The sequence below is a fragment of the Bartonella sp. HY328 genome (genome assembly GCF_025449335.1).
In the GTDB taxonomy this organism is placed as follows: Bacteria; Pseudomonadota; Alphaproteobacteria; order Rhizobiales; family Rhizobiaceae; genus HY038.
Genome location: NZ_CP104883.1, coordinates 2,864,029 through 2,889,919, shown reverse-complemented (window position 1 = coordinate 2,889,919; position 25,891 = coordinate 2,864,029). Strand labels below are relative to the sequence as shown.

General features: G+C 40.9%; 23 protein-coding genes, 1 pseudogene and 1 riboswitch. Of the genes and pseudogenes, 11 read left to right on the top strand and 13 right to left on the bottom strand.

All coding sequences use genetic code 11. The annotated features are described in order from the left end of the window. Positions 1-234: 234 nt before the first annotated feature. Positions 235-1,182, top strand: coding sequence for a DUF1402 family protein (locus N5852_RS12360; protein ID WP_262098069.1), 948 nt, complete (start codon positions 235-237; stop codon positions 1,180-1,182). Between the two features lie 215 nt (positions 1,183-1,397). On the opposite strand, the gene N5852_RS12355 is transcribed toward N5852_RS12360, so the two are convergent. The 7 genes from N5852_RS12355 to N5852_RS12325 form a co-directional block, all read right to left on the bottom strand. Then, entirely contained in the window at positions 1,398-1,889 is a 492-nt protein-coding gene (locus N5852_RS12355; RefSeq protein WP_262098068.1) for a DUF2247 family protein, read from the bottom strand. Between the two features lie 197 nt (positions 1,890-2,086). Next, positions 2,087-2,548, bottom strand: coding sequence for a PTS IIA-like nitrogen regulatory protein PtsN (gene ptsN, locus N5852_RS12350; RefSeq protein WP_262099768.1), 462 nt, complete (start codon positions 2,546-2,548; stop codon positions 2,087-2,089). A gap of 67 nt (positions 2,549-2,615) precedes the next feature. Further along, a complete protein-coding gene (gene hpf, locus N5852_RS12345) occupies positions 2,616-3,203 on the bottom strand; it encodes a ribosome hibernation-promoting factor, HPF/YfiA family (protein ID WP_262098067.1) in 588 nt (195 codons plus the stop codon). A 151-nt stretch (positions 3,204-3,354) separates the two neighbouring features. Further along, positions 3,355-4,854: an RNA polymerase factor sigma-54 gene (gene rpoN / locus N5852_RS12340; protein WP_262098066.1), complete on the bottom strand. Its 1,500-nt coding sequence runs from the start codon at positions 4,852-4,854 to the stop codon at positions 3,355-3,357. Between the two features lie 214 nt (positions 4,855-5,068). Next, positions 5,069-6,286: a dual-specificity RNA methyltransferase RlmN gene (gene rlmN, locus N5852_RS12335; protein ID WP_410004216.1), complete on the bottom strand. Its 1,218-nt coding sequence runs from the start codon at positions 6,284-6,286 to the stop codon at positions 5,069-5,071. Between the two features lie 508 nt (positions 6,287-6,794). Continuing rightward, positions 6,795-7,307: an invasion associated locus B family protein gene (locus N5852_RS12330; RefSeq protein WP_262099766.1), complete on the bottom strand. Its 513-nt coding sequence runs from the start codon at positions 7,305-7,307 to the stop codon at positions 6,795-6,797. 232 nt (positions 7,308-7,539) lie between these two features. Beyond that, positions 7,540-7,929: a YkvA family protein gene (locus N5852_RS12325; protein WP_262098065.1), complete on the bottom strand. Its 390-nt coding sequence runs from the start codon at positions 7,927-7,929 to the stop codon at positions 7,540-7,542. 497 nt (positions 7,930-8,426) lie between these two features. On the opposite strand from N5852_RS12325, the gene N5852_RS12320 reads away from it, so the two are divergent. After that, entirely contained in the window at positions 8,427-9,347 is a 921-nt protein-coding gene (locus N5852_RS12320; protein WP_410004215.1) for a sulfite exporter TauE/SafE family protein, read from the top strand. Between the two features lie 3 nt (positions 9,348-9,350). Then, positions 9,351-10,175 carry a TIGR02186 family protein gene (locus N5852_RS12315; RefSeq protein WP_262098064.1) on the top strand — a complete coding sequence of 275 codons (825 nt, stop codon included), beginning with the start codon at positions 9,351-9,353 and terminating at the stop codon, positions 10,173-10,175. Positions 10,176-10,244: 69 nt separating this feature from the next. Here the strand turns inward: N5852_RS12315 and mutS are convergent, their stop codons facing one another. Beyond that, the gene (mutS, locus tag N5852_RS12310; RefSeq protein ID WP_410004267.1) at positions 10,245-12,863 is read right to left on the bottom strand and encodes a DNA mismatch repair protein MutS; all 2,619 of its coding nucleotides are present in this window, start codon (positions 12,861-12,863) and stop codon (positions 10,245-10,247) included. 325 nt (positions 12,864-13,188) lie between these two features. Then, complete coding sequence (locus tag N5852_RS12305; protein WP_262098063.1) at positions 13,189-13,629, bottom strand: RT0821/Lpp0805 family surface protein; 441 nt, start codon at positions 13,627-13,629, stop codon at positions 13,189-13,191. Positions 13,630-13,772: 143 nt separating this feature from the next. On the opposite strand from N5852_RS12305, the gene pdxH reads away from it, so the two are divergent. Both pdxH and thiC read left to right on the top strand, forming a co-directional pair. Beyond that, positions 13,773-14,396, top strand: a complete 624-nt coding sequence (gene pdxH / locus N5852_RS12300; RefSeq protein ID WP_262098062.1) for a pyridoxamine 5'-phosphate oxidase — start codon at positions 13,773-13,775, stop codon at positions 14,394-14,396. 119 nt (positions 14,397-14,515) lie between these two features. After that, positions 14,516-14,633: riboswitch (TPP riboswitch) on the top strand. A gap of 99 nt (positions 14,634-14,732) precedes the next feature. Continuing rightward, positions 14,733-16,541 carry a phosphomethylpyrimidine synthase ThiC gene (thiC, locus tag N5852_RS12295; RefSeq protein ID WP_262098061.1) on the top strand — a complete coding sequence of 603 codons (1,809 nt, stop codon included), beginning with the start codon at positions 14,733-14,735 and terminating at the stop codon, positions 16,539-16,541. A 59-nt stretch (positions 16,542-16,600) separates the two neighbouring features. On the opposite strand, the gene N5852_RS12290 is transcribed toward thiC, so the two are convergent. Beyond that, complete coding sequence (locus N5852_RS12290; protein WP_262098060.1) at positions 16,601-17,137, bottom strand: invasion associated locus B family protein; 537 nt, start codon at positions 17,135-17,137, stop codon at positions 16,601-16,603. A 599-nt stretch (positions 17,138-17,736) separates the two neighbouring features. Between N5852_RS12290 and N5852_RS12285 the strand changes: the two genes are divergently transcribed. The 3 genes and pseudogenes from N5852_RS12285 to N5852_RS12275 all read left to right on the top strand — a co-directional run bounded on the left by N5852_RS12285 (position 17,737) and on the right by N5852_RS12275 (position 20,745). Further along, entirely contained in the window at positions 17,737-18,921 is a 1,185-nt protein-coding gene (locus N5852_RS12285) for a Re/Si-specific NAD(P)(+) transhydrogenase subunit alpha (RefSeq protein WP_262098059.1), read from the top strand. 110 nt (positions 18,922-19,031) lie between these two features. Next, a pseudogene (locus tag N5852_RS12280) lies at positions 19,032-19,328 on the top strand (proton-translocating transhydrogenase family protein); the annotation flags it as partial. A gap of 10 nt (positions 19,329-19,338) precedes the next feature. After that, positions 19,339-20,745 carry an NAD(P)(+) transhydrogenase (Re/Si-specific) subunit beta gene (locus N5852_RS12275; RefSeq protein WP_262098058.1) on the top strand — a complete coding sequence of 469 codons (1,407 nt, stop codon included), beginning with the start codon at positions 19,339-19,341 and terminating at the stop codon, positions 20,743-20,745. A gap of 201 nt (positions 20,746-20,946) precedes the next feature. On the opposite strand, the gene N5852_RS12270 is transcribed toward N5852_RS12275, so the two are convergent. Next, complete coding sequence (locus N5852_RS12270) at positions 20,947-21,174, bottom strand: hypothetical protein (RefSeq protein ID WP_262098057.1); 228 nt, start codon at positions 21,172-21,174, stop codon at positions 20,947-20,949. 137 nt (positions 21,175-21,311) lie between these two features. Here N5852_RS12270 and dut point away from each other — a divergent pair, with 137 nt between their 5' ends. Continuing rightward, entirely contained in the window at positions 21,312-21,779 is a 468-nt protein-coding gene (gene dut / locus N5852_RS12265; RefSeq protein ID WP_410004214.1) for a dUTP diphosphatase, read from the top strand. 176 nt (positions 21,780-21,955) lie between these two features. On the opposite strand, the gene secB is transcribed toward dut, so the two are convergent. Together secB and N5852_RS12255 are read right to left on the bottom strand one after the other, a co-directional pair. Then, complete coding sequence (gene secB, locus N5852_RS12260; RefSeq protein WP_262098056.1) at positions 21,956-22,435, bottom strand: protein-export chaperone SecB; 480 nt, start codon at positions 22,433-22,435, stop codon at positions 21,956-21,958. A gap of 120 nt (positions 22,436-22,555) precedes the next feature. After that, complete coding sequence (locus N5852_RS12255; protein WP_262098055.1) at positions 22,556-23,083, bottom strand: FxsA family protein; 528 nt, start codon at positions 23,081-23,083, stop codon at positions 22,556-22,558. A gap of 488 nt (positions 23,084-23,571) precedes the next feature. Between N5852_RS12255 and ugpB the strand changes: the two genes are divergently transcribed. Together ugpB and ugpA are read left to right on the top strand one after the other, a co-directional pair. Next, on the top strand, positions 23,572-24,897 hold the full coding sequence (ugpB, locus tag N5852_RS12250; protein ID WP_262098054.1) for a sn-glycerol-3-phosphate ABC transporter substrate-binding protein UgpB: 1,326 nt from the start codon (positions 23,572-23,574) through the stop codon (positions 24,895-24,897). Positions 24,898-24,999: 102 nt separating this feature from the next. Beyond that, a complete protein-coding gene (gene ugpA / locus N5852_RS12245; protein WP_262098053.1) occupies positions 25,000-25,884 on the top strand; it encodes a sn-glycerol-3-phosphate ABC transporter permease UgpA in 885 nt (294 codons plus the stop codon). Positions 25,885-25,891 lie beyond the last annotated feature (7 nt).

Genomic DNA, 25,891 nt, shown 5'->3' with positions numbered 1-25,891 from the left:
TCGCATTTGCGCTAAACTTGCGTCTTTAAGTGCAGATTTGCAACAATATCCTGTGATCATCATCTAAATTAAAAATTGCGCTCGACTTATGACTTATGGTTAATTATTACATAACTTCCTGTGGTAAGATTAAACTTATATTTATGTTCTTGCCTTTGCCCCATTTCGTTTGACGAGTTGCCCATGCTTAATGCAATCCAATCAAAAAGCCGCTTTTTCAAAAATTTAGGAAAAATGGTTTTTACGACTAGCCTTGTGATGATGGTCACCATGCAGAATTTGAGTGCGGCAACATTAGTGCCTGCGGGCAATCGCAATGAGGTGCAGCCTGCTATTCCTGGCGCATCAGCGCGCCGCACCCAGGAGCTTGCAACAACCTATGATGCAAAATTCAATAAGGTTTTTAACTTCATTAAAAATGATGCGCGTCTGCGTAAACGTATTGAGGCAACCGCCAAAGCCTATGGCATTTCGCCCGTTCATATTGCTGGTGCAATTATTGGTGAACATACCTATAATGTTGATGTTTATGATCGTATCCAAACCTATTATGTTAAGGGCATGTCTTGGGCTAAACAAGGGGTAAGTTTTTCTTATCAAGGCGAGAAGATTGGTGCTTTTATTGCAAGGCCACAATTTGAAACATGCAACCAATTTACCGATAGTTATCGCTTGTGGTCATGTCGTGAAAAGGTTTGGAACGAAAAATTCCGTGGTAAAACCGTTGATGGCAAGTCTTTTCCAAATAATCGCTTTAGTGCGGTGTTTTTTCAACCCTTTTACGCAGGTCAAACATTTGGCCTAGGGCAGGTCAACCCACTTACCGCCTTAAAAGTTTCTGATCGCGTGCATCAAATATCCGGCCTACCAAAACTTGATGCTAATAATGGTGATGCAGTGTATCGCGCTATTATGGATCCTGATTTGACCTTGCCTTATATCGCCGCCACAATTCGCCAGTCGATAGACTCCTATCGTCAGATTGCAGACATGGATATTTCTAAAAATCCAGGCCTCACATCAACCCTTTATAATACTGGCGGAGCTGATGAGCGTGCGCGAGCCTTGGCAAGCTTGAATAAGCAGCTTAAATCAGAGAATAAACCAATTAAATATCCTGAAGAAAATTATTATGGCTGGTTTGTAAATACCAAGGCCAAGGAACTTGAATCGCTATTTTAAACTTTTGTTAATTTGAAGAGCTTCGGCCAAGGCCTGTCCTATCAATTGGTGTTGCTTAATGGGAAAAGAGCTCATCATTAAATGATTTATAAGTGTTGATACAAGTTAAAAAACATAGTTCCATAGCTTTTGCCGCTAAGGTTAACTTTGCTAAATTATTAAAAAGTTCATGATAAAGTATTTGTAGATGAATTTTAATTGGCAAATATTAACTTTTACTGTGGTTTTTTGCTAAAAGGCAATTCTAACTCCACCGCTAATTTTTTTAATATGATCTGTCGCTGTTGATCACGGTAATTGGCAATAACAATTTCATCATCTAAAAACTGATAATATTCTTCAAGCGGTGTTAAAAAAATTGGCCTTTCAAGCACAATGTAAATATGATCAAGCAATTTAAACCGATTTTGATGATAATCCGCGTAAAGTTTAAGCCAACTTAGGAAAATATAAACCCATAGCTTTTTTTGATAATTTTCATTCTCTTCATCTAAATAGCTGATAATATTATTGATAAATGTAAATTGGTCAGTTTCAATAGCAAGATCAAAAAAATGCGGCTCCGATTGATCATTAAGGCTTGCAATAATAAAATTTTGCGCTTCATCGCTGGTGATTATTTGCTTTTCAAGCGCAAAAGCTAAATCTGGCAACTTTGCTACTGGGTAAATTTGGTTAAGCTCGTCTGCTTTTATTTGCCAAAACATTTTTTCAATGTCCCATCCATTATAATAGCGTTCAACAAAAATTACCGGTTTTGTGCTTCCATATGGGCAATTTTACATTTTGACAATTATAATTAAGTTTGGGTTTTGGCCCGAGATTTATTATCGGTATTTAAGAATAAGATAATTTTAATAAAAAAGCCCGCATGAAGCGGGCTTTGCTATTTTTTTAAAAAACACTATGCGGCTGTCACAGCGTGATCAGTTAACAGTGAATAAAGGGCCTGCGAATCGTGGCTATTGCGTAATTTATTGACCATATCACTATCGCGTAATAAGCGTGCAATTCGTGACAATGCTTTCAAGTGATCTGCGCCAGAACCTTCTGGAGCAAGAAGAAGAAAAACAAGATCAACGGGTTGATCGTCAAGCGCTTCAAAATCGACAGGATTTTGCAATCGTGCAAAAACACCAACAATTTTATCAATGTCTGGCAATTTACCATGTGGAATAGCAATGCCATTGCCCACAGCTGTTGAACCAAGTTTTTCACGTTGCAAAATTGTGTCGAATATATCGCGCTCCGGTAATCCGGTCAATTCTGCAGCTCTTTCGGCCATAATCTGTAAAAGCTGTTTTTTCGAACTCGCTTTTAACGCCGGAATAATAGCTTCCGGCGCGATCAGATCACTTAAACCCATCATATTTGCTTCCCTTCAGTCAGCATAGTTACTGGTAAAGTTTAATTTGCACCATATAGGGCTAAACTTAGTTACTTCCAGTATGTTTTACATTTGATGGATCAATCCAACCAATATTGCCATCGGCACGGCGATAAACAATATTAACTTTTTCACTTCCCGCATTGCGGAAAACAAGGACAGGATTATCCATCAAATCAAGTTCAATGACGGCATCTGCAACCGATAATAGGCGCAGCGCCATGGATGTTTCTGCAACAATTGTTGGTGCATAATCTTCTGGAAAATCGTCCTCTTCATCAGGGACAGGTTCCATAACCCGATAAGCAACATCAGCAAAAGCTTGACTGGTAGACTCGTTCTTATGAGACTTGATGCGGCGCTTATAACGGCGTAGGCGTTTTTCAATGCGTTCAGCAGCGGCGTCAAATGCGCCTTGCGGATCCATTGCTTCACCGGTGGTTTGCAATACCGCACCAGTGCTTAAATGTAATACGCAATCGGCAGAATATTTTGCCCCTGACTTTGTTACAGTTATATGCCCTGTAGTGCCATCAGCAAAATATTTAGAGATTGCATCATTGATGCGCTCTTCAATTCGGGTGCGGAAAGCATCACCGATATCCATATGCTGTCCTGAGATGCGTAGCGACATTGTGAACCTCGTTTATTATTTGTTACAAGACCAATGTAGCCCTAACCGATGAATAGCGCAAATACTATCCGCATCTTCCACAAACAAGTTGATTTGAGCACCAGTTTTGCGGGGTTCTATTCGTAAATTAAGCAAATGTCAATCATGGAAATTAGGCTTTTGTGGACAAAATTCGCGCTTTTTTCTCACGCCGCCGTGCAACAGAGGATGGAATATTCATCGCTTCGCGGTATTTGGCAACGGTTCGCCGAGCAATATCCATGCCCTCTTTTTTTAGCAAATCAACCAAATTATCATCGGATAATATGGCATTGGCTGGTTCATCATGGATCAATTGCTTGATACGATGACGCACAGATTCTGATGAATGCGCTTCGCTGCCATCGGCTGCCGCAATGGCGGTGGTGAAAAAAAAGCGCAGATCAAGCGTACCACGTGGCGTTGCGACATATTTATTGGTTGTAACTCGGCTGATGGTTGATTCATGAAGTCCAATTTTGTCAGCTAATGCAGTCATGCTTAATGGTTTTAAATGACTAATGCCGTGGCGCAAGAAGCCCTGTTGTTGGCGCACTATCTCACTTACCACCAGCAAGAGCGTATTTGCACGCTGGTCTAATGCTTTTAATAACCAATTGGCATTTTGTAATGCATTGCTTAAAAATTCTTGATCAGTTTTGTCTTTGCAAACAATATTGCTGTAATTTTCATTAATTAAGATTTTGGGCAATAAATGTGGATTAAGTTCAACTCTAAAATCATTGCCGCTATGCGTAATAAAGACATCAGGCGCGATAATATCGGTTGGGCTTGAGCTAAAGGCAAGCCCTGGTTTTGGATCAAGCGCGCGAATTTCGCCAAGCATGTCGATTAAGTCTTCTTCATCAACTCCGCAAATCCGCTTTAATTTAACAAAATCTCGTTTTGCAAGATCTTCTAAATGGGTAAGCAGCTTTGCCATCGCTGGATCGTAGCGATTTTTTTCTTTAAGTTGCAGGGCAAGACAGCCAGCCAAATCCTTGGCAAAAATACCTATAGGATCAAATCCTTGCAGGCGTTTTAAAATGTTTTCTACTTTTGCAATTGGTTGATTAAGCCGCAAAGCAGTTTCTTCTGTGTCGCCGACAAAATAACCTGATTCGTCAATTTGATCCGCAAGGTCACGAGCTATAAAACGATCAACCGATCCATGAAAACTATAAAGAATTTGTTCGTCAATATGAGCACGAAGGCTAATCGGTGCACTGATAAATTGTGCAATATCGTCAATGTCGCTATTTGTAGTCGCTTTTAGACGAAAATCCGCCCTTATATCGGGCTGTTTAGCATCATCGATTCTTGGAGCGCTATCATAGATATTATCGTTAATCATCGCACTATCGGCGGCGATGTTTTCATTTTGACTAAAGGCTGATTTTTGCAACTCTTCAATGGTGAGGCTTGGTGTTTCATCATTGCTGGGGCGAGTATCTTTAATATCACTATCATTTTTACTTGCAAGATCAAGCAATGGGTTGCGCTCTACCTCTTCATTAATGAAGCGCTCAAGCTCAATACCGGTCATAGCCAATAATTTAATTGACTGCACCAATTGCGATGTCATTACCAGCTGTTGAGAGTGCCGCAAATGTAATTCTGCTGATAAAGCCATTTACACCCTCCCTTTGCTGCAATAATTTATCAGAGTTTTAATAATCTTAGTCTTTTAAAACCTAAAAATACGTTTTCATAAAGCACTTTTTATTCTTTTCTTGATTTGTTGTCTATTTTTTGGCCTTTAACAAGGTGTTTTGTAGCGAATGAAAATAAAAAAGCCCCGAAAAATGTTCAGGGCTTTCGTTTTAATAAGTTGTTAGAATTTTTCTTTATGCATTAGCTGCAGCAAGCTTTTCGCGGTCAGCTTTGCGCATGCGTTCTGAGGCAGATTTCAATTGACCGCAGGCAGCAAGAATATCACGGCCACGAGGCGTGCGGATGGGCGATGCATAGCCCGCACGATTGATAATATCGGCGAAAAGTTCAATCTGCTCCCAATCTGAACATTGATAATTGGTGCCCGGCCATGGATTAAATGGAATGAGATTAATCTTTGCCGGAATGCCTTGTAATAACTTAACCAAACGCTTTGCATCTTCAACGCCGTCATTAACATCTTTGAGCATCACATATTCAAAGGTAATACGCCGTGCATTGGAAAGGCCGGGATAATTGCGACAGGCTTCCATTAATTGCTCTAACGGGTATTTTTTATTGATTGGCACAAGCAAGTCGCGCAAATCATCACGCACCGCATGGAGCGATATGGCAAGCATAACGCCTATTTCATCGCCCGTGCGGTAGATTTCTGGTACAACACCCGAGGTTGATAGAGTTATGCGGCGCTTAGATAGTGAAATACCTTCGCCATCAGAGGCAATTAATAGGGCCTTTTTAACGCTTTCAAAATTATAAAGCGGTTCACCCATACCCATCATAACGATGTTGGAAATTTTGCGCCCTTCTTCAGGTACAATCGCGCCATCAGGCGTATCCTTATCTGGAAAATCACCAAGTTTGTCACGGGCAACCAATAATTGCGCCAAAATTTCTTCCGAGGTTAAATTGCGTACCATGCGCTGTGTGCCAGTATGGCAAAATGAGCAAGTAAGGGTGCAGCCAACTTGACTTGAAATACAAAGCGTACCGCGCCCTTCTTCAGGTATATAAACGGTTTCAATCTCGACTGGGCGCCCCGCACCGCGCGGTGGGAAACGCAATAACCACTTGCGTGTACCATCGCTTGAAATTTGCTCGGTTACAATTTCTGGGCGGGCTATAGTAAAGCTTTGTGCAAGTTTTTGTCGCAATTCTTTAGAAATATTAAACATATCATCAAAAGACGAAACGCCCCGTACATAAAGCCAGTGCCATAATTGCCCAACACGCATACGTGTTTGGCGCGCCGGAACGCCAATTTTTTCTAGCGCTTGCGCCATTTCTTCGCGGCTCATGCCAATAAGGGCAGGCAGAGCTTCACTCATGCCAACAAGTGGGGGGGCTTTGTGACATGCACCAACAGGGGCTAAATCATAAGAAATGCTCATTAATAGGCTCGATTATCTAAAGGCTTTATGGTTGGTTTCATTATGGCACTTATTCATTGCACGAAGACGCAAGGAAATTTCAATTTGTAAATCGAAATGTTTAATCCTTATCATCCCTAATAGGCTACCCTTGCGATTGCTTATTTTAAGCTTCATCAGTCAAGTTAATGCAAATAGGTGCAAATATCTCTATTCCATAGATGAAAATGTATATTTTGTTAAAGTCGGCTTATATCATGAAAATTCTAAAAGGTCACGTTTTTTTAAAATAGTGATAAACAGCGAGCTTTTATTAACACCCAATAGGATACTTATAGCTAAGATGATGACTATCAAGCTAGTAAAATGACTAAAGCTATAAAATGAAAAACCCATGTGAAAACACATGGGTTTATTAAGTTAAATAAGTTTTTGAATTTATTTAAAGCATTTAAAATAACAACTTTAACTCAGCTAGCCCATACCTGTCCATATTTTGCAAATTTTGCCAGTTGTGGATTAAAGCAAATTATTTGCAATTTTTCATGGAGTTTAATGCAGCGGTAATGCCCTTAAGCGAATATGTGTATGTTGTATTGGTACCGCGTGCTGATACAGCTTTAACCACCATTGTTGTGCCGCCACGCATTGCTGCTACCAACTTTGATTCATTTTGTGATGTTTCAATCCAAGCTGACTTTTCTTTAGTGAAAAGTGAGAAGCTACCTTTGCCATCAATTGTAACTGTTACATTGTTGCGCAAATTGTAGCCAGCCATAAATTGCGGTTCAAAACTTGCTGATCCATCAGGACGCTTGGAAATAAGGAAGAAATTATCACCATGATTGACGCTTGATGGCTCTTGTTTCGTTGGTGCCGACAAAATATAGCAAACAGTGCTATTTCCAGCCTTATAGGAATAAGCGCCCCAGTAATCAAACTGATTTAACCGTGTTGGGCTCTGTGCCATGGCGGCAGTTGCCAAACCAAGGGTCAATCCAATGGTCATGATTGACGCTGCAACAAAAGTTTTTCCAAACATCATTATACCAGCTCACTTTTTGTTTCATTTTTGTTTATCTTTAGTCGTTTGGTTTTAGCTTATCAAAAGCCATATCATAAAGTGCCAAAACGACTATTACTCAAATAATTTTTGTCTTTTAATTGTTTAAGCCAAAATTAGCAAATACCAATTTAATGGCAAGTTTTATAAAACAAATCAATAATGGCTTAAATAGGGTTACTAAAAAGTGAATAAGTGTATATTTTTCTGCTTAATATGCACTTTTTTTCACGTTTTTTGCTTCTAATGCCTCATCAGCTAGGTCAAAATGCTGCTCATTGATATAAGGTTTAATGGTGGCAAGGGCCGCAGCTAGTACCGTTATATCATCACTAAAGCCAACAATTGCTAAAAAGTCGGGGATGATATCAATAGGCATAACAAAATAAGCAAGAGCTGCAAATAGCGTTGCCTTAACATGTTTTGGAGTGGCAGGATCAAATGCACAATAATATGCAGCAACAAGTTCGCGGGTAAATGGAATATATTGTGCCGCTTTTTTGAACGTAGCCCAAAACAGTTTTTTAACACGTGTTGCACGAGATTGCTGCTGGTTTTCACTGCCTGCCGCTAAAATGTTATCCAGTTGTTTTTTGTCCAATCCTGTCGTCCTATAATTTAAAACTAATTTTAAATGACCCTAGTTGTGGTTCTATTCAGGCCTATATTATTGTTTAATTGGGGATTAAATGCGGCATTTTCCAATCAATCACTTAAAAAATTAACCATTTCTAATTTTATTGATTGTATTGATAATGGGTGCTTTTAATTTATTATAAACTTCAAATAAAACTTGCATGATATGATTTCATTTATTTTGTGGCTTTAATCTTTAAATTTAACAAAATATATGGATTGAATGGGGTGTTTTATACGATTTTTATCATTGCCGCATAAAAGCGCCTAAATCATTGTTCTATTATGGGACTAAATTTTGTAAAACCTATAGATGGTGCTGTTCTTTACATCCTATATTATATGTGTGGGACATGAGTGTAAGATAAATTAGCTTCATTAATATGGTTAACTAAATCGCCCTGTAGCTGGATTAAAATCGACGACCGATAAATGTTAAAAAGCCTGTTTCGGATTTAAGAGATGAGTATTTACCTGCCCATTGCTGAAATGTCTTTAAATATGCTGGTTTTAATTGGCATGGGGGCCGTTGTCGGTTTTTTGTCAGGCCTTTTTGGTGTGGGTGGTGGCTTTTTGATAACACCGCTGTTAATTTTTTATAATATCCCCCCAGCAATTGCCGTTGGGACAGGAGCCAATCAGGTAATTGCTTCATCAGTCACGGGCGCGTTATCGCACTTTAAACGCCGTACCCTTGATATAAAGATGGGTACATTTTTGGTTATTGGTGGTTTAGTTGGATCGGCAATTGGTATTGAGCTGTTTTCACTCTTGCGGCGCATTGGGCAACTTGATCTCATTATCTCATTGCTCTATGTGATTTTGCTTGGTGGCATCGGCATATTAATGACCATTGAAAGCGTGCGCTCCATGCGCCGTGCGCGTGGTGGCATGTCGCCGACAGCTCGCCGGCCTGGACATCAAGGCTGGATCCACCGCTTGCCTTTTAAAATGCGTTTTAAAGCGTCAAAAATCTATGTCAGTGTTATTCCTGTTTTGGGTATTGGCTTTGTTATTGGTATTTTGTCATCCGTGATGGGTGTCGGCGGTGGTTTTATCATGGTGCCAGCTTTGATTTATCTTTTACGGGTGCCAACCAATGTCGTTGTTGGAACATCACTTTTTCAAATTACTTTTGTCACCGCCTTTACCACGGTTTTACAGTCAATCACCAACCAATCGGTTGATGTAATTTTGGCCTTTTTGCTAATGCTTGGCGGTGTTGTTGGTGCGCAATATGGCACCAAGGCTGGCCGCAAGTTAAAAGCCGAGCAGTTGCGTCTTTTATTAGCTTTATTAGTATTGATTATGGCGCTTTGGTTGGCATTCCAGCTATTTATTCGCCCAAGTGAGCTCTTTAGCTTAACTATTGTGACGGGGTAGGTGATGAAAAATCTGTTTGCCTATCTTTTAAATAAAATGGCTAATTTGGCTTTGCTAATAATGGCAATGGCTGCCAGTGCCCAAGCGCAAGATGCCGCATCCATTACCCCAGATCCTGCGCAAATACCTGAGCAGGTGCAAATTATTGTCACTACTGATACAATCACTATTGGCACAAACTTTACCGGTACCGATCTTTATATTGCTGGCGTTGTGCAGCATGCCGACCCATTGGTTGCGCGCCAAAATCGTTATAATATTATTGTGACCCTTGAAGGTCCTTCACGGGAAATGACTATGCGCCAAAAAAAACGCCGTTTAGGTGTTTGGGTGAATGCTGACTCACTTACTTTCAAGTCTGTACCGCTTTATTATAATGTTGGTGCAACAAGTGAGCTGCGTGATATTACCGCGCCGCAAACCTATCGTGATCTTGGTTTGTCTATTGATTATATGCCCTTGCAGTCGGATAGTTTGGATCAGGAAAAAGTTCATCAATTTCGTGAACAGCTCATTGCTTTAAAGAAAAAACAACATCTTTATACGGAAAATCCGGGAACAGTCATGCTGGATCCATCTTCCTTGTTTAAAGCGCGTTTTGAATTACCAGCCAATTTGCCAGTTGGTAATTATCAGATCAAAGCGTATTTATTTCGTGATGGCGCCTATGTTAGCCATGCTGAAACCCGTTTGGATATTATGAAAGCGCATTTTGCCTATTCTATTTATCATTTGGCTCATGCTCATGCTTGGCTTTATGGTTTGTTGGCAGTCTTTATAGCAATTTTCACTGGCTTTGCTGGGCGCTTCATCTTACGTAAGGATTAAGAAAACGGTGAGCATAAGTATTGGTTTTTAAAAAGCGGTAAGAACAGGTAATCCTTGCCGCTTTAAGACTTAATGATGATCTGCTTGTTGTTGTTTCCATAGGGCTTTTAATTGATATAACTCCTCTAAAGCTTCACGCGGCGATAAATTATCAGGATTGAGGTCTTTTAACGCTTCGTCAAAAGCAGAAGGAATGCTTGATTTTTCTTCATGCTTTAAAGCAACAGAAAACAGCGGCAAATCATCAATAAGCTTATTGGCTTTGCCGGAAATTTCACCGTCTTCCAATTGCTTCAAAACGTCACGCGCGCGGTTTACTACTTGTTTAGGTAGGCCAGCAAGCTTGGCAACTTGTACCCCGTAAGAGCGGTCGGCCGCACCTTCGCCTACTTCATGCAAGAAAATAACATCGCCTTTCCATTCGCGCACTTTCATCGTGTGGTTGCGCAAACGTGGCAGTTTTTCAGTTAAAGCGGTCATTTCATGAAAATGGGTGGCAAAAAGCGCGCGGCAATGATTAACTTCATGCAAATATTCAACACTTGCCCAAGCAATAGAAAGGCCATCAAAGGTTGAAGTGCCTCGGCCAATTTCATCAAGGATGACTAAAGCGCGTTCACCAGCCTGATTTAAAATAGCAGCTGTTTCTACCATTTCCACCATAAAGGTTGAGCGGCCACGGGCAAGATCATCAGACGCACCAACACGGCTAAACAAGCGGTCAACCGTGCCAATATGGGCGGAACCTGCGGGCACAAAAGAACCCATTTGCGCCATAATCGCAATAAGAGCATTTTGCCGCAAAAAGGTAGACTTACCACCCATATTGGGGCCAGTGAGCAACCAGATTTCACCAAATTGCGCATTTTTATTTGGAGATAGATTGCAATCATTGGCAACAAAGGGATCACCTACTTGTTTACGCAAAGCTTGCTCAACAACGGGATGGCGGCCAGCAATAATATTAAAAGCAAGACTGTCATCAATTTGTGGGCGGCAATAACCTTGTTCATCAGCCAAAATAGCAAGGCTGCTGGTAACATCAAATAAGCTTAGGGCATTGGCACCATTGCGTAAAAGGTCGGCAACGGCAATAACTTCGCTTTCGAGCTGATTAAAAATATTAAGTTCTATTGTCAAAGCTTTATCGGCCGCATTGGCAATGCGGCTTTCAAGGTCTGCAAGTTCGGTTGTGGTAAAGCGCATGGCATTGGCCATGGTTTGGCGGTGGATAAAGCGTGCTTTAGCTTCAGCACCTTCGGTCATTGCGCCGGACTGGTTGACGGTTACCTCGATAAAATAACCCAAAATATTATTGTGCTTGATTTTTAAGGTCTTAATGCCTGTTTCATCCATATAGCGCGCTTGTAAGGCGGCAATAACTCGGCGCGACTCATCACGCAAGGCGCGCATTTCATCAAGCTCTTGATGATAGCTGGTGCGTACAAAACCGCCATCGCGTTTTAACAAGGGCAATTCATCTGCTAAGGCGCGTTCTAAATGCGCATAAAGTGGAAGGGGTAAGGTTTTTAAGGCTTCTAAAGCTTGCGCCAATTCAATAGGTAATAAAGTATTTCCTAGCATTTCCGTTAGCGAAAAGGCGGCAGACATTGCATTTAAAATGGCGGCAAAGTCGCGAGGGCCCCCGCGCTCAACCCCAAGGCGCGACACGGCGCGCGGCATATCAGCTATGCCTTTTAAAATTGCTCTTATGCCATCACAAATTTGCGCATTACCAAGGAAAAAAGCCACTGCATCTAATCTTTGATTAATGACATTGGGATTGGTAAGAGGGGTCATTAAACGTTCAGCTAACAACCTTGCTCCGCCATTGGTTACCGTGCGGTCAATGGCTTTTAATAAGCTGCCATTGCGATCGCCCGATAAAGTACGGTTTAATTCAAGGTTTAGACGCGTTGCTGGGTCAATAAAAAGGCTGCAGCCTTCAAACTCACGCTCCGGCCGCATCAAGGGTGGACGCTCGCTAATTTGGGTTTTTTCAATATAAGCAATTGCACCGCAAATAGCAATTAATTCGGGCTTAGTAAAATTGGCAAAACCACTTAAGGTTGCCACTTTAAAATAATTGCAAATTCGAGCTTCGGCAGTTGCACTATCAAATAGGCTTTGTGGTTGTGTTGTAACACTGCGCCCTAAAATATCAAAAACGGGCCGTAAGGATTGGTCGTGGAATAGCTCATCACTGACCAAAATTTCCTTAGGGTCAATGCGCATAATATCGCCCAAAAGTCGCTCAAGACTGCTTTCAATGACTTTGAAAACACCGGTTGAAATATCAATCCATGCCAAAGCAAAGCCATGCTCGCCTTGCCCTTTAACCCGCCCTAAAGCCATAAGATAATTGGCTGATGATGGATCAAGCAGTTTTTCTTCGGTGAGTGTTCCAGGTGTTACAAGGCGAACAACGTCGCGCTTGACCACTGATTTTGCGCCGCGTTTTTTAGCTTCTGCTGGATTTTCAATCTGCTCGCATACAGCTACGCGGTAGCCTGCGGTAATCAGGCGTTGCAAATAATCATCTGCAGTGTGAACAGGCACACCGCACATTGGAATGTCTTCACCAAGATGCTTGCCGCGTTTTGTGAGCGTTATGCCAAGCGCACGCGAAGCATCAACCGCATCGTCAAAAAACAATTCGTAAAAATCACCCATACGATAAAACAACATATAATCGCTATGGGCCGCCTTGATTTCGATATATTGTTCCATCATTGGCGTTGGGCGATCAACTACAGGCGTTACGGGCTTATTGTCAGTGGCGCTTGGTTGCAAGGCTTGTGTTCCAGTCGTTTTTAAGCGGTGATTTTAAAATTGGTAATTATCATCATGTCACCATAAGCAATGGCACTTTGATAAACTGCATATTGCGTCAATGATCAAAAATTGCAACGCTTACAACGCAGTATTACACATGATAATACGCCATTTCCCCAATGCAGACTTTCGCTCAAAACTTATGTAAAATTTTGAGCTGAATTTATTTTTAATGGAATTAAAGCGCTTTTATTTGCGATACATTCCACGAAGTATCATTTTGCTGGCAGGCTTTGCCTTGGTAAATCATAATGCCGTTAAAGGATTCGCGCGTGGTTTTAAATGAGCGACATTGGCTACCATTTTCAACAAAACTGTTAAGGATAGACATGGTTCCTCGGCTACCTGTTGCGTCATTTTTCCAGTTAACAATTGAGGAATCAGGCTGCGCTGCTATTTTTTCACGCATGACTTTTTCATCGCCGCCTAAGTCAATCTTGGGTAAATTTGCGCTATTCCCACCGATTGATCCAGTAATAATGCTGTTATCAGGCATGATTTGCGGTGTCTTAGGCTGCACAACAACGCAAGCTTGTAGGCACAGCCCTGATACCAATAGGCTAGAACAAAGCACTAATGGGCGAAAATAACAAGAAAATGCGTTTTTAAATTTAATCATCAAAAGCTTTCCGGTACTTTATAAACAAAGGTTTTGATGTAACCAATGCTTGAACTCTTTACGCAATACTAATAGGCTCATATTAAGCCGGACGACTTGAGCTTAACTTCTATCTGAGAATTTCACAAGCGCTAGGATATATTATGACAAATGATACATTAACAGAAGATGACTTTACCAAGGAGGAATCTCCTTTTGATCTTTTTACAAAATGGTTAGATGACGCAGGCGCTAGCGAAATAAATGACCCCAATGCTATGGCTTTAGCCACAGTGGATAGCCAAGGCCTACCCGATGTGCGTATGGTTTTGCTTAAAGGTTTTGACGATGATGGTTTTGTTTTTTACACCAATTTTGAAAGTCAAAAAGGTGTGGAAATCTTAAATAGTATGAAAGCGGCACTATGTTTCCATTGGAAATCGTTACGTCGACAAGTGCGTGTTCGTGGTATTGTGGAAATCGTTAGTGATGAAGAAGCTGACGCCTATTATAATAGCCGCGCACGAGGCAGCCGTATTGGTGCTTGGGCATCTAAACAATCACGGCCGCTTGAAAGCCGCTTTGCGCTTGAAAAGGCAGTCGCTGAATATGGCTTGCGCTATGCTGTTGGTTCCATTCCGCGCCCGCCTTATTGGTCTGGCTTTCGCATTCGTCCAACTTATATTGAATTTTGGCACGATAGGCCATTTCGCCTTCATGACCGTTTGGTCTTTAAGCGAGATAATGTTGATGATGAAGACTGGCAAACCGTGCGGCTTTATCCATAAATGCTTCACTTCGGAAATTTAAGTTTTGAAAAAAAGGTCATTATTCATTTAATGGCCTTTTGCTTATTTTAGAATGATTTTATTCCTCATTGACAATTCATTATATTTAGCTAATGATCGGCTTGTACCTGGGGTGTCTCGACAAGAGGCTGAGATATTGCTGGCTTTTAAGCAGCGCAATGACCCGTTGAACCTGATCCAGCTCATACTGGTGGAGGGATGGTCTTATGTCTGCTGCATCATGTCTTTATAGTTAGACTTATCGCAAATAGGCATTTTTCTCCTTTACCTTTGGCGAGAGGGATTTTCCTTTAAATAAAGCAAGGAGAATTCACCATGTCAGAAAATTGTTTTAAAGTAACAACTGGCGCACTTCCTTCTTCTAAAAAAAACTATAAATCAGGCACTATTTATCCGCAAATAAAGGTGCCTATTCGCTATATAAAATTGCACCCCTCTAGTAATGAACCAGATTTGCCAGTCTATGATTCGTCTGGCGCTTATAGCGATGAAAATACGGATATTACGATTGATAAGGGGCTTGCGCCTATTCGTGAATCTTGGATATTGGCGCGCTGTGATGTCGAGACCTATGAAGGGCGAACCGTTAAGGCTGCAGATAATGGCTTTGTATCAAAGGCAAAAAAAACTCCAGAATTTTTGCAATGCCGCCAACCACTTCGCGCCAAAAATAATGCAGCCGTCACGCAAATGGCTTATGCACGCGCTGGTATTATTACGCCAGAAATGGAATTTGTTGCAATACGAGAAAATTTGGGGCGTGAAAACTTAGAGCATAAAATACGCACCACTGGTGAAAGCTTTGGTGGAGCTATTCCACCATTTGTAACGCCCGAATTTGTCCGCGATGAAATTGCCCGCGGTCGAGCGATTATTCCCAATAATATTAATCACCCTGAAAGTGAACCAATGATTATTGGTCGTAATTTCAGTGTGAAAATTAACGCAAATATTGGTAATTCAGCCGTGACGTCTTCAATGGAGGAAGAAGTCGAAAAAATGGTATGGGCCATTCGCTGGGGAGCGGATACAGTGATGGATCTTTCAACTGGTCGTAATATTCATAATATTCGCGAATGGATTATTCGAAATTCTCCTGTGCCTATCGGCACCGTGCCAATTTATCAAGCCTTAGAAAAAGTTAATGGCATTGCCGAAGATCTAAACTGGGAGATTTTTCGTGACACTTTGATTGAGCAAGCTGAGCAGGGGGTTGACTATTTTACCATTCATGCTGGCGTACGTCTTTCCTATATTCCCTTAACCGTTGATCGTGTTACCGGCATTGTCTCGCGCGGTGGCTCCATCATGGCGAAATGGTGCTTATATCATCATAGGGAAAGTTTCCTTTACGAGCATTTTGATGAAATATGCGATATAGCCCGTGCTTATGACATTGCCTTTTCATTGGGGGATGGTTTGCGTCCAGGTTCGATTGCTGATGCCAATGATGCGGCGCAATTTGCCGAACTTGAAACCTTGGGAGAGCTTACAAAAATTGCTTGGGCAAAAGATTGTCAAGTGATGATTGAAGGACCAGGTCATGTGCCCATGCATAAGATTAAAGATAATATGGATAAGCAATTAGCCTATTGTGGTGAAGCACCTTTTTATACTTTGGGGCCGCTTACTACCGATATTGCTCCTGGCTATGACCATATAACATCGGCAATAGGTGCGGCGCAAATTGCTTGGTATGGCACTGCTATGCTGTGTTATGTCACACCAAAAGAGCATCTTGGCTTGCCAGATCGACAAGATGTTAAAACCGGAGTTATCACTTATAAAATTGCAGCTCATGCCGCCGATCTTGCCAAAGGATTACCAGCTGCTCAATTACGTGATGATGCGTTGTCGCGCGCACGGTTTGAATTTCGCTGGGAGGACCAGTTTAATTTGTCATTGGATCCTGAAACTGCCCGTTCTTTTCATGATCAGACCTTGCCAAAAGAAGCTCATAAGCTTGCACATTTTTGTTCAATGTGTGGCCCCAAATTTTGCTCTATGAAAATTTCGCACGAAATTAAAGACGAAATGGAAAAGGAAAAGCAAAAAAAAGAAGGTATGGCGACAATGGCACAAAAATATAAGCAAAATGGTGATCTTTATATGGAAGTTTCATAAATAGTAAAAAGCACCTGTGTTTTCACACAGGTGCTTTAAAATTTAAAAAGATTTAAAGCTTATTGCTGTAAGGCAACGGCACGGTCAAGACCTGCGCTAAAGCCTTTTAGTGAAACGGTGAGCGTTACATCTTGGCCACCATCAAAAGCCTTGCCAACGAGAATGAGGTTTTGTCCACTTTTTAGACCAGAAACCAATTGGTTGGTAAGTGGAAGATTTGCAACGCAACCACCTGGATAGCAAGTATTGAAAGCTGTGGTTGCTGGTGTGCCATTATCAATGCGATAGGTCATGCCTTCAGCTAAGCGAAGACCAAAAGGCAAAACAAGGTTGATTTTGCTGTCGGTTGCACTTGGAATAACCTCAATAGCCATGACGCGCTGACCATTATTTTGCATTTGCTGTTGTGATACACTACAGATTTTTTTAGAATTTTGCACACCGCAAGATACAGTCCAATCTTGGAATGTTTCTTGTACGGTGCTTGCACCGCCGGAGAAACTAACTGAATTTGCGGCAGGAGCTGCATCTTGTGCAGAAGCAACCCCAAGTCCAGCGATGCTCAATACAGCTGCGATCAACAGTTTTTTCATCATATTTCTTCCTGTTTCATAGTCATAGATTGTGGCTTTATATTTAAATCTAAAGCTTGTTTTCTCATAATTTCTAATTTTCTTAAATAAAAATTCTAATACAAATAGAATTAAATTTTGAAATCTTATATTATGACATTCTGTCGAAACCAATTAATCAGTTCTTTGCCCATTAAAATATTACAACACAAGCCGTGTAAATTGCTGAGCTTAGGTGACCTTCTATTTCAATATAAGAGTTAGAGCAATTTTGCAAAGAGTAAATAGTTAATTAAAAAATCAACAAGATTTATAAAATATTTTACGACCTTTTGGGCTAAATTTTTATTAGTTCTAATATTTTGTGCAGATTTCAATATAGTTTGCAAAAATTTTAAAGATTGAAAAAATTGGAGATTAGACAGAAATTTCCAAACATAAAAAATAATTATATTCTGTAATTAATTTTTTTTGCCGCAAAACCTTAAAATAACATTGCATTCGCGTCGATAATGGTGCTGTTATATGGCAGCAAAAATGTGTAAAAAAAATACATTATATCACCTTACTTAGGTGAAGCATTTTTAATGCTTTGGTTGGTTCTAGTTAAAAGGAGAGATGACTTGGGCGAGATAATCTTCGTTGCCAAAGAAACGGCAGAGGGGGAGCCGCGTGTTGCTGCGTCTCCTGAAACAGTAAAAAAATATATTGGTCTTGGTTACAGCGTAATTGTCGAAAAATCGGCTGGCGATTTGTCACGCATTCCAGATAGCGAATATGAATCAGCAGGTGCAACCCTTGGAACCGCAAGTCAGGCAAAAAATGCTGATATTATTTTAAAGGTTCGCCGGCCTAGTGAAAAAGAATTGTCAACCTATAAAAAAGGAGCAGTGCTTATTGCCATGCTTGATCCTTATGGTCATGAAGGTGATGTTGCCGCTCTTGCCAAAGCTGGTATTAGTGCGTTTACAATGGAATTTATGCCGCGCATTACCCGTGCTCAGGTGATGGACGTACTTTCTTCGCAGGCTAATCTTGCCGGCTATCAAGCGGTGATTGATGCAGCTAGCACCTATGATCGTGCCATGCCAATGATGATGACCGCCGCGGGTACTGTGCCAGCTGCTAAATTATTTGTCATGGGCGCAGGCGTTGCCGGCTTGCAAGCTATCGCTACCGCACGCCGTCTTGGTGCAGTGGTAACCGCTAATGATGTGCGCCCCGCCGCCAAAGAGCAAGTGGCATCACTTGGCGCAAAGTTTATCGCTGTTGAAGATGATGAGTTTCGCGCTGCCGAAACATCAGGTGGCTATGCCAAGGAAATGTCGAGCGAATATCAGGCAAAACAAGCAGCTCTTACCCAAGATCACATTGCCAAACAAGATATCGTTATTACTACCGCACTTATTCCAGGGCGTCCTGCACCGCGATTAATTACCAAAGACATGCTTAAAACCATGCGTCCTGGCTCGGTTGTTGTTGATCTTGCGGTTGAACGCGGCGGCAATGTTGAAGGCGCAGTTGCCAATCAAGTTGTGGAGGTTGAAGGTGTTAAAGTGGTGGGTTACACCAATATGCCAGGCCGTATTGCTGCAACAGCGTCTCAGCTTTATGCGCGCAATCTTTTTGCTTTCCTTGAAAGCATGACAAATAAGGAAGCCAAAGAATTGAAGATCAATTTAGATGATGAATTGGTAAAGGCAACTTTGCTTACCCATGATGGGGCAATACTTCATCAAGCTTTCGCCCATGTAGAAATTGAAGAAAAACCAGCTGCCAAAAAGGCCGCCAAGAAAGGGGCTGAATGATGGAGACCACTGCTATTGAAAATATAATTCAAAGCCTTGATCAAGCTAAAAACAGTTTAGAGCAGATTGCTGCAAATCAGAGCGAAACCATTATCACTATCACCCAAACAACAACGGGTGGCTCGATGGATTTTGTCTATCAATTGGCTGTTTTCTTTTTGGCTATTTTTGTTGGTTATTATGTTGTCTGGTCGGTTACACCGGCACTTCATACGCCGCTTATGGCGGTTACCAATGCTATTTCGTCCGTTATTGTGGTTGGGGCCCTTTTAGCGGTGGGTTGGTCTGCTTCTGGCATGGCGACTGCCTTTGGTTTTATTGCTCTCATCCTTGCCAGCATCAATATTGTTGGCGGATTTTTAGTAACACAGCGCATGCTTGCCATGTATAAGAAAAAAGAAAAGTGAGGCTTAAATTATGAGTGTTCAATTTGCTGCCTTCCTTTATTTGGTGTCAGGCATTCTATTCATCATGGCCTTGCGCGGTCTATCGCATCCAACAACTAGCCGTAAAGGTAATATTTACGGCATGGTTGGTATGGGCATTGCCATTGTAACAACCCTATTATTAACCACTCCCGGATTTTTAGGCATAACTCTTATTATTGCAGGTCTTGGTATTGGCGGCGTGATCGGTGCTAGAATTGCAGATCGCATTGCCATGACCTCAATGCCACAATTGGTCGCGGCTTTCCACTCCTTGGTCGGTCTTGCAGCGGTTATGGTGGCTGCTGCCGCACTTTATTCGCCAAGTTCATTTAATATTGGCGATGTTGGCTCAATTCACGGCCGCGCGTTGGTTGAAATGGCGATTGGTGTTGCTATTGGTGCAGTAACATTTACTGGTTCTATAATTGCATTCTTGAAGCTTGATGGCCGCATGTCTGGTAAGCCAATTTTATTGCCAGCCCGTCATCTTATCAATATTGCCCTTGGCGTTGCTATTCTTGTTCTCATCATTGTTTTGGTGGCGAGCGAAAGTCATTTTGTTTTCTGGCTTATTGTTGTGTTGGCATTGGTTATCGGTGTTACCATGATTGTGCCAATTGGTGGGGCTGATATGCCTGTGGTTGTGTCAATGCTTAATTCCTATTCCGGTTGGGCTGCGGCTGGTATTGGTTTTACCTTGCAAAATATGGCGCTTATTATTACGGGTGCGCTGGTTGGTTCATCTGGCGCAATTTTGAGCTATATCATGTGTAAAGGCATGAATCGCTCGTTTATTTCAGTAATTTTGGGTGGCTTTGGTGGTGAAACAGCCGCTGCTGCTAGTGGTGGTTCTACTGAACAACGCCCGGTTAAACAGGGTTCTGCTGATGATGCTGCCTTTGTGATGAAGAATGCTGCTAAAGTTATTATCGTTCCAGGCTATGGTATGGCTGTTGCGCAAGCACAGCATGCCTTGCGTGAAATGGCGGATAAGTTAAAGGCAGAAGGCGTTGAAGTTAAATATGCCATTCACCCTGTTGCTGGCCGAATGCCCGGCCATATGAATGTGCTTTTAGCTGAAGCCAATGTGCCATATGATGAAGTCTTCGAGCTTGAGGATATTAATTCAGAATTTCCAACCGCTGATGTGGCCTTTGTTATTGGTGCAAATGATGTTACCAATCCGGCAGCCAAAACTGATCCAACCTCACCAATTTACGGTATGCCTATTCTTGATGTTGATAAGGCAGGAACAGTGCTATTCTTGAAACGTGGTATGGGTTCTGGCTATGCTGGCGTTGAAAATGAACTTTTCTTCCGTGACAACACAATGATGTTGTTTGGTGATGCCAAGAAGATGGTTGAAGCAATTGTTAAATCGCTTGATGCTGACTAGTCTTAAGGCTTCTTAAAGCAAATATTTAACGGCGATAAGATTATTCAATTTAATCTTGTCGCCTTTTTTATAGGTTTTGATTTCGCTTTTATTGCATTTTTAATTAAAATAAACGGTCATAAAATATAGAGACTATTGATTTGGGGCTTAAATTTTTTTATGAGAGATAATTAACATTTATTCTTTTTCAAGATGTTAAAATTACCAAAGGGATAATGATGAAAAAATACTTTCAATCATATTTGCCGTTGGTTTTTTGGCTAGCATATTAGCGATATCAATTGCTGCACCAATAACAGAAAAAGTACTCCAATCAGCGCAAGAATTTCCGCCGCCAGTTGTTAAAAACGATGAAGGTTTGGATAGGACGCCATGTGATGAAGACTGATTAAGTGTTTGATTTTTTTTAATTTTAAAAAAGTTGCTCAAATTATTGCATGAAATTGCTCGCTTTTTATGGGCTAAGTATAAAGGAAGCTATTGCCTTTTATTTACCAAAGGGCAATATTTTTCATTTATGAGCTTGTGAAATTTACTCAAATATTGATTATTTTCTTGAAGGATTGATGATGTCTGCTCACCTCCCTAAACTTGGTATTATCCGCCTTGAACATGGTATTGGTTTGGATCTACCAGCCTATGAGACTGCAGGTGCGGCTGGTATGGATCTGCGTGCAGCGCTCCCCAAAGATCGCCAAATTATTTTAAATCCAGGTCGGCGTATTTTAGTGCCAACCGGTTTAATTTTTGAAATTCCATTGGGTTATGAGGTGCAAATCAGGCCACGTTCGGGTCTTGCCTTAAAGCATGGCATAACCTGCCTTAATACGCCTGGTACTATTGATAGTGATTATCGTGGTGAAATTCAGGTTCTTTTGATTAATTTGGGTGAAGAAGAATTTAGAATCACCCGCGCTATGCGCATTGCGCAAGCAGTAATTGCTCCTGTTGTGCAGTTACAGTGTGAAGAACGCCAAGAAATTTCGCAAACCGAGCGAGGCGAAAAAGGTTTTGGCTCAACTGGACATCATTAGGGCGCATTTCGATCTGATTGGATCAGATCGGCGCTCTAATCCATTGTTTGCACCGCGTTTTTTGTCCGAAAACCGCTTCACACTTTTCGGAAAACGCTCTAGGGCGCTAGTCAAATTTAAAGTATTTAAAAAAAATGCCTCAAATTTTCATTTGAGGCATTTTGCATTTTTAAAGATTAGTTTGATTGCACTTGTTGACGTGCGTTTTCTTCAGCCATGCGCTGTTGGAAAATTGCTGCAAAGTCAATTGGGTCAATCATCAATGGTGGGAAGCCGCCACTGCGTGTAATACCGGCAATGATTTCGCGAGCAAATGGGAAAAGCAAGCGTGGGCATTCAATGAAAACAACCGGCATTACATGTTCTTGCGGGAAGTTTTGCACGCGGAACACGCCGCCATAAACGAGTTCAATATTGAACATTACGTCTTTTTCATCGCCTGCACGTGCATTTAATGAAAGAACAACGTCATACATGTCATCGCCCATTTCATTGGCGTTAACATTTACAGCGATATTGATTGGCGGAGCATTATCACGCAAGCGCAATGAATTAGGCGCATTTGGACTTTCAAAAGAAAAATCGCGGATATATTGCGTTAAAATATTAAGACTAGGTGCAGCTGCACCATTATTGTTTGCATCTGTCTCAGACATAAACACTACCTTCTTTTAAAGGCGAACAACGGCCCGCCAGCGTTGGAATATATTATTCGCTATCACGTAAGTACAATTATGGCAAGAAAAGCTGGAAATAGTTTTGCGTTTTTTTTAGGATTATCGCAAGTTATCATCGTTTTTAGTGTTACTTATGTATTTCATGTCACGCTTTTTCTCATTTTCACTGTGGTATTCATCGCTATCAAGATCAATTATAATTTCGTCATCCTTTGATGATGAATAATTGTTAGGATTAGTGGTTCGGTAATCTGCATAATATTTGGTGCTAAGTTTCGTGTAGTTTTTCATAAATTTTAACAATTGCGTTTGCACAAAGGGAATGAGTAAAATAATCGCCAAAGTATCGGTGACAAAACCGGGAATGAAAAGTAAAACACCTGCAAAAAAGGTGATTAAGCCTTTAACCATCTGTTGGTCGGGATTTCTTCCAGCTGCAAGCTCAACTTGAACTTGCGTTATCATATCGCGGCCAGATTTTGCGATCAATGATCCACCAATTACCATTCCTAAGAATAATAGCAACAAGGTCCATAAAACGCCTACCTGTCTTCCAACAACTATTATGCTTGCAACTTCAATAAAAAAAGCTGCAAAAAATACAAATCCAAATAAACGCAGCTTCATTCATAATGCCTTTTAATCATTAGCAAAAACGCTTTTAATCTCACCATATCTCAACTTAGCTCAGATTTTACAATCACATTATAAAATAAAAGCCAATATCCGCCTAAAGTACCAGCAGTGCAGACATTAATATAATTATAAAATATATGATTTAAAGTGCAATAAGCCTTTTTGTCGTGTTTCTATTTTATCTTTGGTTGTTGGCAGTGATATTATTGGTCTTTAAGGCCGTTGCCGCTGCGTTAACCCTTTTTGATATTTTCATTGTTGAAGAATTGTACTTCTATAAAAATATTGTTACAAAATAGGCGTTGAATAAAAGCTGTAGTGTGTGGAAGTCTTGCAGCTTGGAGGAACCATTTTTTAAATTCAACAAAATGTAATAAATTTGCAATAGGCAAACGGTAACTCCAAGAGATTGAATGAGCCAAAACATATGACTGGTCATATGTTTTATAAGGAATTTGGATCTAACTTTGGAGTAGGTTATGGGTTTTTCGGTTAAATTTGGTATTGCCGCAATTGTATCCGTGCTTTCAATGAGCACTGCTTTTGCGCAAACAGAAATTACTTTTTGGCATTCAATGAGTGGTCAGCTTGGGCAAGAAGTTGAAAGTCTTGCCAATGATTTTAATAAAAGCCAAACAGAATATAAGGTTGTGCCATCTTTTCGCGGCGAATATGAAGAAAGCATGATTGCAACGATTGCTGCATTTCGCGCTAAGCAGCAGCCAGTCCTTGTGCAGGTTTATGAAGTAGGCACTGGCACGATGATGGCAGCAAAGGGCGCCGTATATCCCGTATATAAATTGATGGAAGAAACCAAAGAAACTTTTGATCCATCTGCTTATCTACCAGTGGTTAGTGGCTATTATACTGATACGGATGGTAAAATGCTATCCATGCCATTTAATTCTTCAACACCTATTCTTTATTACAATAAGGATGTTTTTAAAAAGGCAGGTCTTGATCCGGAAAAAGCACCAAAAACTTGGGAAGATATTGAATCTTTTTCGAAAAAAATTCTTGATTCTAAGGCTGCAAGTTGTGGCTTTACCATGACCTATGCTGCCCATTGGATTGGCCTTGAGAATTTTTCTGCTTTGCATAATGTTCCCTATGGTACCAAGGAAAACGGCTTTGGTGGACTTGATGCTACTTTAACTTTTAATGGTGATTTGCAAGAGCGCCTGTGGAAAGACCTAAAGAAATGGTCGGATAATGGTGTTTTCCGTTATGGCGGCGCCGCTGGTGGACTTAATGCCACCCCTATGTTTGTTTCACAAAATTGTGCCATGTTCATGCAGTCGTCGGGTTCGCGTGGCGGCATTGTAAAGCAAGCTAAGTTTGATGTGGGCTTTGGTATGTTGCCTTATTACGCTGATGTAAAAGGCGCGCCGCAAAATTCTATCATTGGTGGTGCATCGCTTTGGGTATTGCAAGGCCATAAGGACGAGCAATATAAGGGCGCAGCCAAGTTTTTGAACTTCTTGTCCTTGCCAGAAAATCAGGCTCGTTGGCACCAAAATACCGGTTATTTGCCAATTACCAAAGCAGCTTATGAACTGAGCAAAAGCCAAGGTTTTTATGAAAAAAATCCCGGCACAGAAATAGCTATCAAGCAAATTAATTTAAATCCTCCGACAGAAAACTCAAAAGGTGTGCGTTTTGGTAATATGCCGCAAATTCGTACTATCCTTGATCAGGAATTGGAAGCTGTTCTTAACGGTTCAAAACAACCAAAGGCAGCACTTGATGAAGCTGCTGCACGGGGCAATCAAATATTGCGAGAGTTTGAAACTGCCAATCAGTAAGTTGAAAATACATTATAAATTGAGGAAATGGCTAGTTTTGGCCATTTCCTTTTTAGTATTTTGGGTTGTTAGGCCATAAATTGAAATTTGGAAAAGAGCACTATGCAAGAAAAGCGGGTCTATTTTAAAAACCATATTTTGCCTTATTGGCTTTTAGCACCGCAATTAGCGGTTACGTTTTTCTTTTTTTTATGGCCTGCTGCACAGGGTATTATTTCATCTTTTCAACGAGAAGATCCGTTTGGCTTTAAAACTGTTTTTGTTGGTTTTGATAATTATATTCGTATTTTTTCAAGTCCGGCTTATTTTCATTCTATATATGTGACCGTCATTTTTGCCGTATCGGTCACAGTGCTTTCAATGGGCGTTTCACTATTACTTGCCGTCTGCGCTGATCGAGTTATCAAGGCAAAATCATTTTATACGACAATGCTCCTATGGCCTTATGCGGTTGCGCCTTTAATTGCTGGTGTTTTATGGCTTTTTCTTTTTAATCCCACTATCGGTACAATACCGCATTTACTAAGTCTGATGAATATTAAGTGGAATCATCTTGTTAATGGTACACAGGCAATGATACTCATCACTATTGCTGCAAGTTGGAAACAGATTTCTTATAATTTTTTGTTTTTTCTTGCTGGGCTGCAATCCGTACCCAAATCGCAAATTGAAGCTGCAGCAATTGATGGGGCCGGGCCAATAAAGCGTTTTTGGACCATTGTCTTTCCGCAATTATCGCCAACGACTTTTTTCCTTTTAATTATCAATATAAATTATGTGATGTTTGATACTTTTGCGATTATTGCCGGAACAACTGAAGGTGGACCTGCACAGGCAACCAATACTCTTGTCTATAAGGTTTTTGATGACGGGTTTAGAAATCATATGATTGGCATTTCTGCAGCACAATCAACCATTTTAATGATTTTAGTTATCGCGCTTACTGTTTTCCAGTTCCGCTTTGTCGAGCGGCGCGTACAGTATTAAGGAGCTT

Bases quoted from the DNA above. Each gene is read 5' to 3' on its own strand.
- N5852_RS12275 (WP_262098058.1), top strand. From the start codon at position 19,339: ATGAGTGTTCAATTTGCTGCCTTCCTTTATTTGGTGTCAGGCATTCTA.
- thiC (WP_262098061.1), top strand. From the start codon at position 14,733: ATGTCAGAAAATTGTTTTAAAGTAACAACTGGCGCACTTCCTTCTTCT.
- N5852_RS12320 (WP_410004215.1), top strand. From the start codon at position 8,427: ATGAGTATTTACCTGCCCATTGCTGAAATGTCTTTAAATATGCTGGTT.
- rlmN (WP_410004216.1), bottom strand. From the start codon at position 6,286: ATGAGCATTTCTTATGATTTAGCCCCTGTTGGTGCATGTCACAAAGCC.
- dut (WP_410004214.1), top strand. From the start codon at position 21,312: ATGATGTCTGCTCACCTCCCTAAACTTGGTATTATCCGCCTTGAACAT.
- N5852_RS12315 (WP_262098064.1), top strand. From the start codon at position 9,351: ATGAAAAATCTGTTTGCCTATCTTTTAAATAAAATGGCTAATTTGGCT.
- N5852_RS12290 (WP_262098060.1), bottom strand. From the start codon at position 17,137: ATGATGAAAAAACTGTTGATCGCAGCTGTATTGAGCATCGCTGGACTT.
- secB (WP_262098056.1), bottom strand. From the start codon at position 22,435: ATGTCTGAGACAGATGCAAACAATAATGGTGCAGCTGCACCTAGTCTT.
- N5852_RS12330 (WP_262099766.1), bottom strand. From the start codon at position 7,307: ATGTTTGGAAAAACTTTTGTTGCAGCGTCAATCATGACCATTGGATTG.
- ugpB (WP_262098054.1), top strand. From the start codon at position 23,572: ATGGGTTTTTCGGTTAAATTTGGTATTGCCGCAATTGTATCCGTGCTT.
- N5852_RS12355 (WP_262098068.1), bottom strand. From the start codon at position 1,889: ATGTTTTGGCAAATAAAAGCAGACGAGCTTAACCAAATTTACCCAGTA.
- N5852_RS12360 (WP_262098069.1), top strand. From the start codon at position 235: ATGGTTTTTACGACTAGCCTTGTGATGATGGTCACCATGCAGAATTTG.
- N5852_RS12255 (WP_262098055.1), bottom strand. From the start codon at position 23,083: ATGAAGCTGCGTTTATTTGGATTTGTATTTTTTGCAGCTTTTTTTATT.
- hpf (WP_262098067.1), bottom strand. From the start codon at position 3,203: ATGTCGCTACGCATCTCAGGACAGCATATGGATATCGGTGATGCTTTC.
- rpoN (WP_262098066.1), bottom strand. From the start codon at position 4,854: ATGGCTTTATCAGCAGAATTACATTTGCGGCACTCTCAACAGCTGGTA.
- ptsN (WP_262099768.1), bottom strand. From the start codon at position 2,548: ATGGGTTTAAGTGATCTGATCGCGCCGGAAGCTATTATTCCGGCGTTA.
- N5852_RS12305 (WP_262098063.1), bottom strand. From the start codon at position 13,629: ATGATTAAATTTAAAAACGCATTTTCTTGTTATTTTCGCCCATTAGTG.
- pdxH (WP_262098062.1), top strand. From the start codon at position 13,773: ATGACAAATGATACATTAACAGAAGATGACTTTACCAAGGAGGAATCT.
- ugpA (WP_262098053.1), top strand. From the start codon at position 25,000: ATGCAAGAAAAGCGGGTCTATTTTAAAAACCATATTTTGCCTTATTGG.
- mutS (WP_410004267.1), bottom strand. From the start codon at position 12,863: ATGTTGTTTTATCGTATGGGTGATTTTTACGAATTGTTTTTTGACGAT.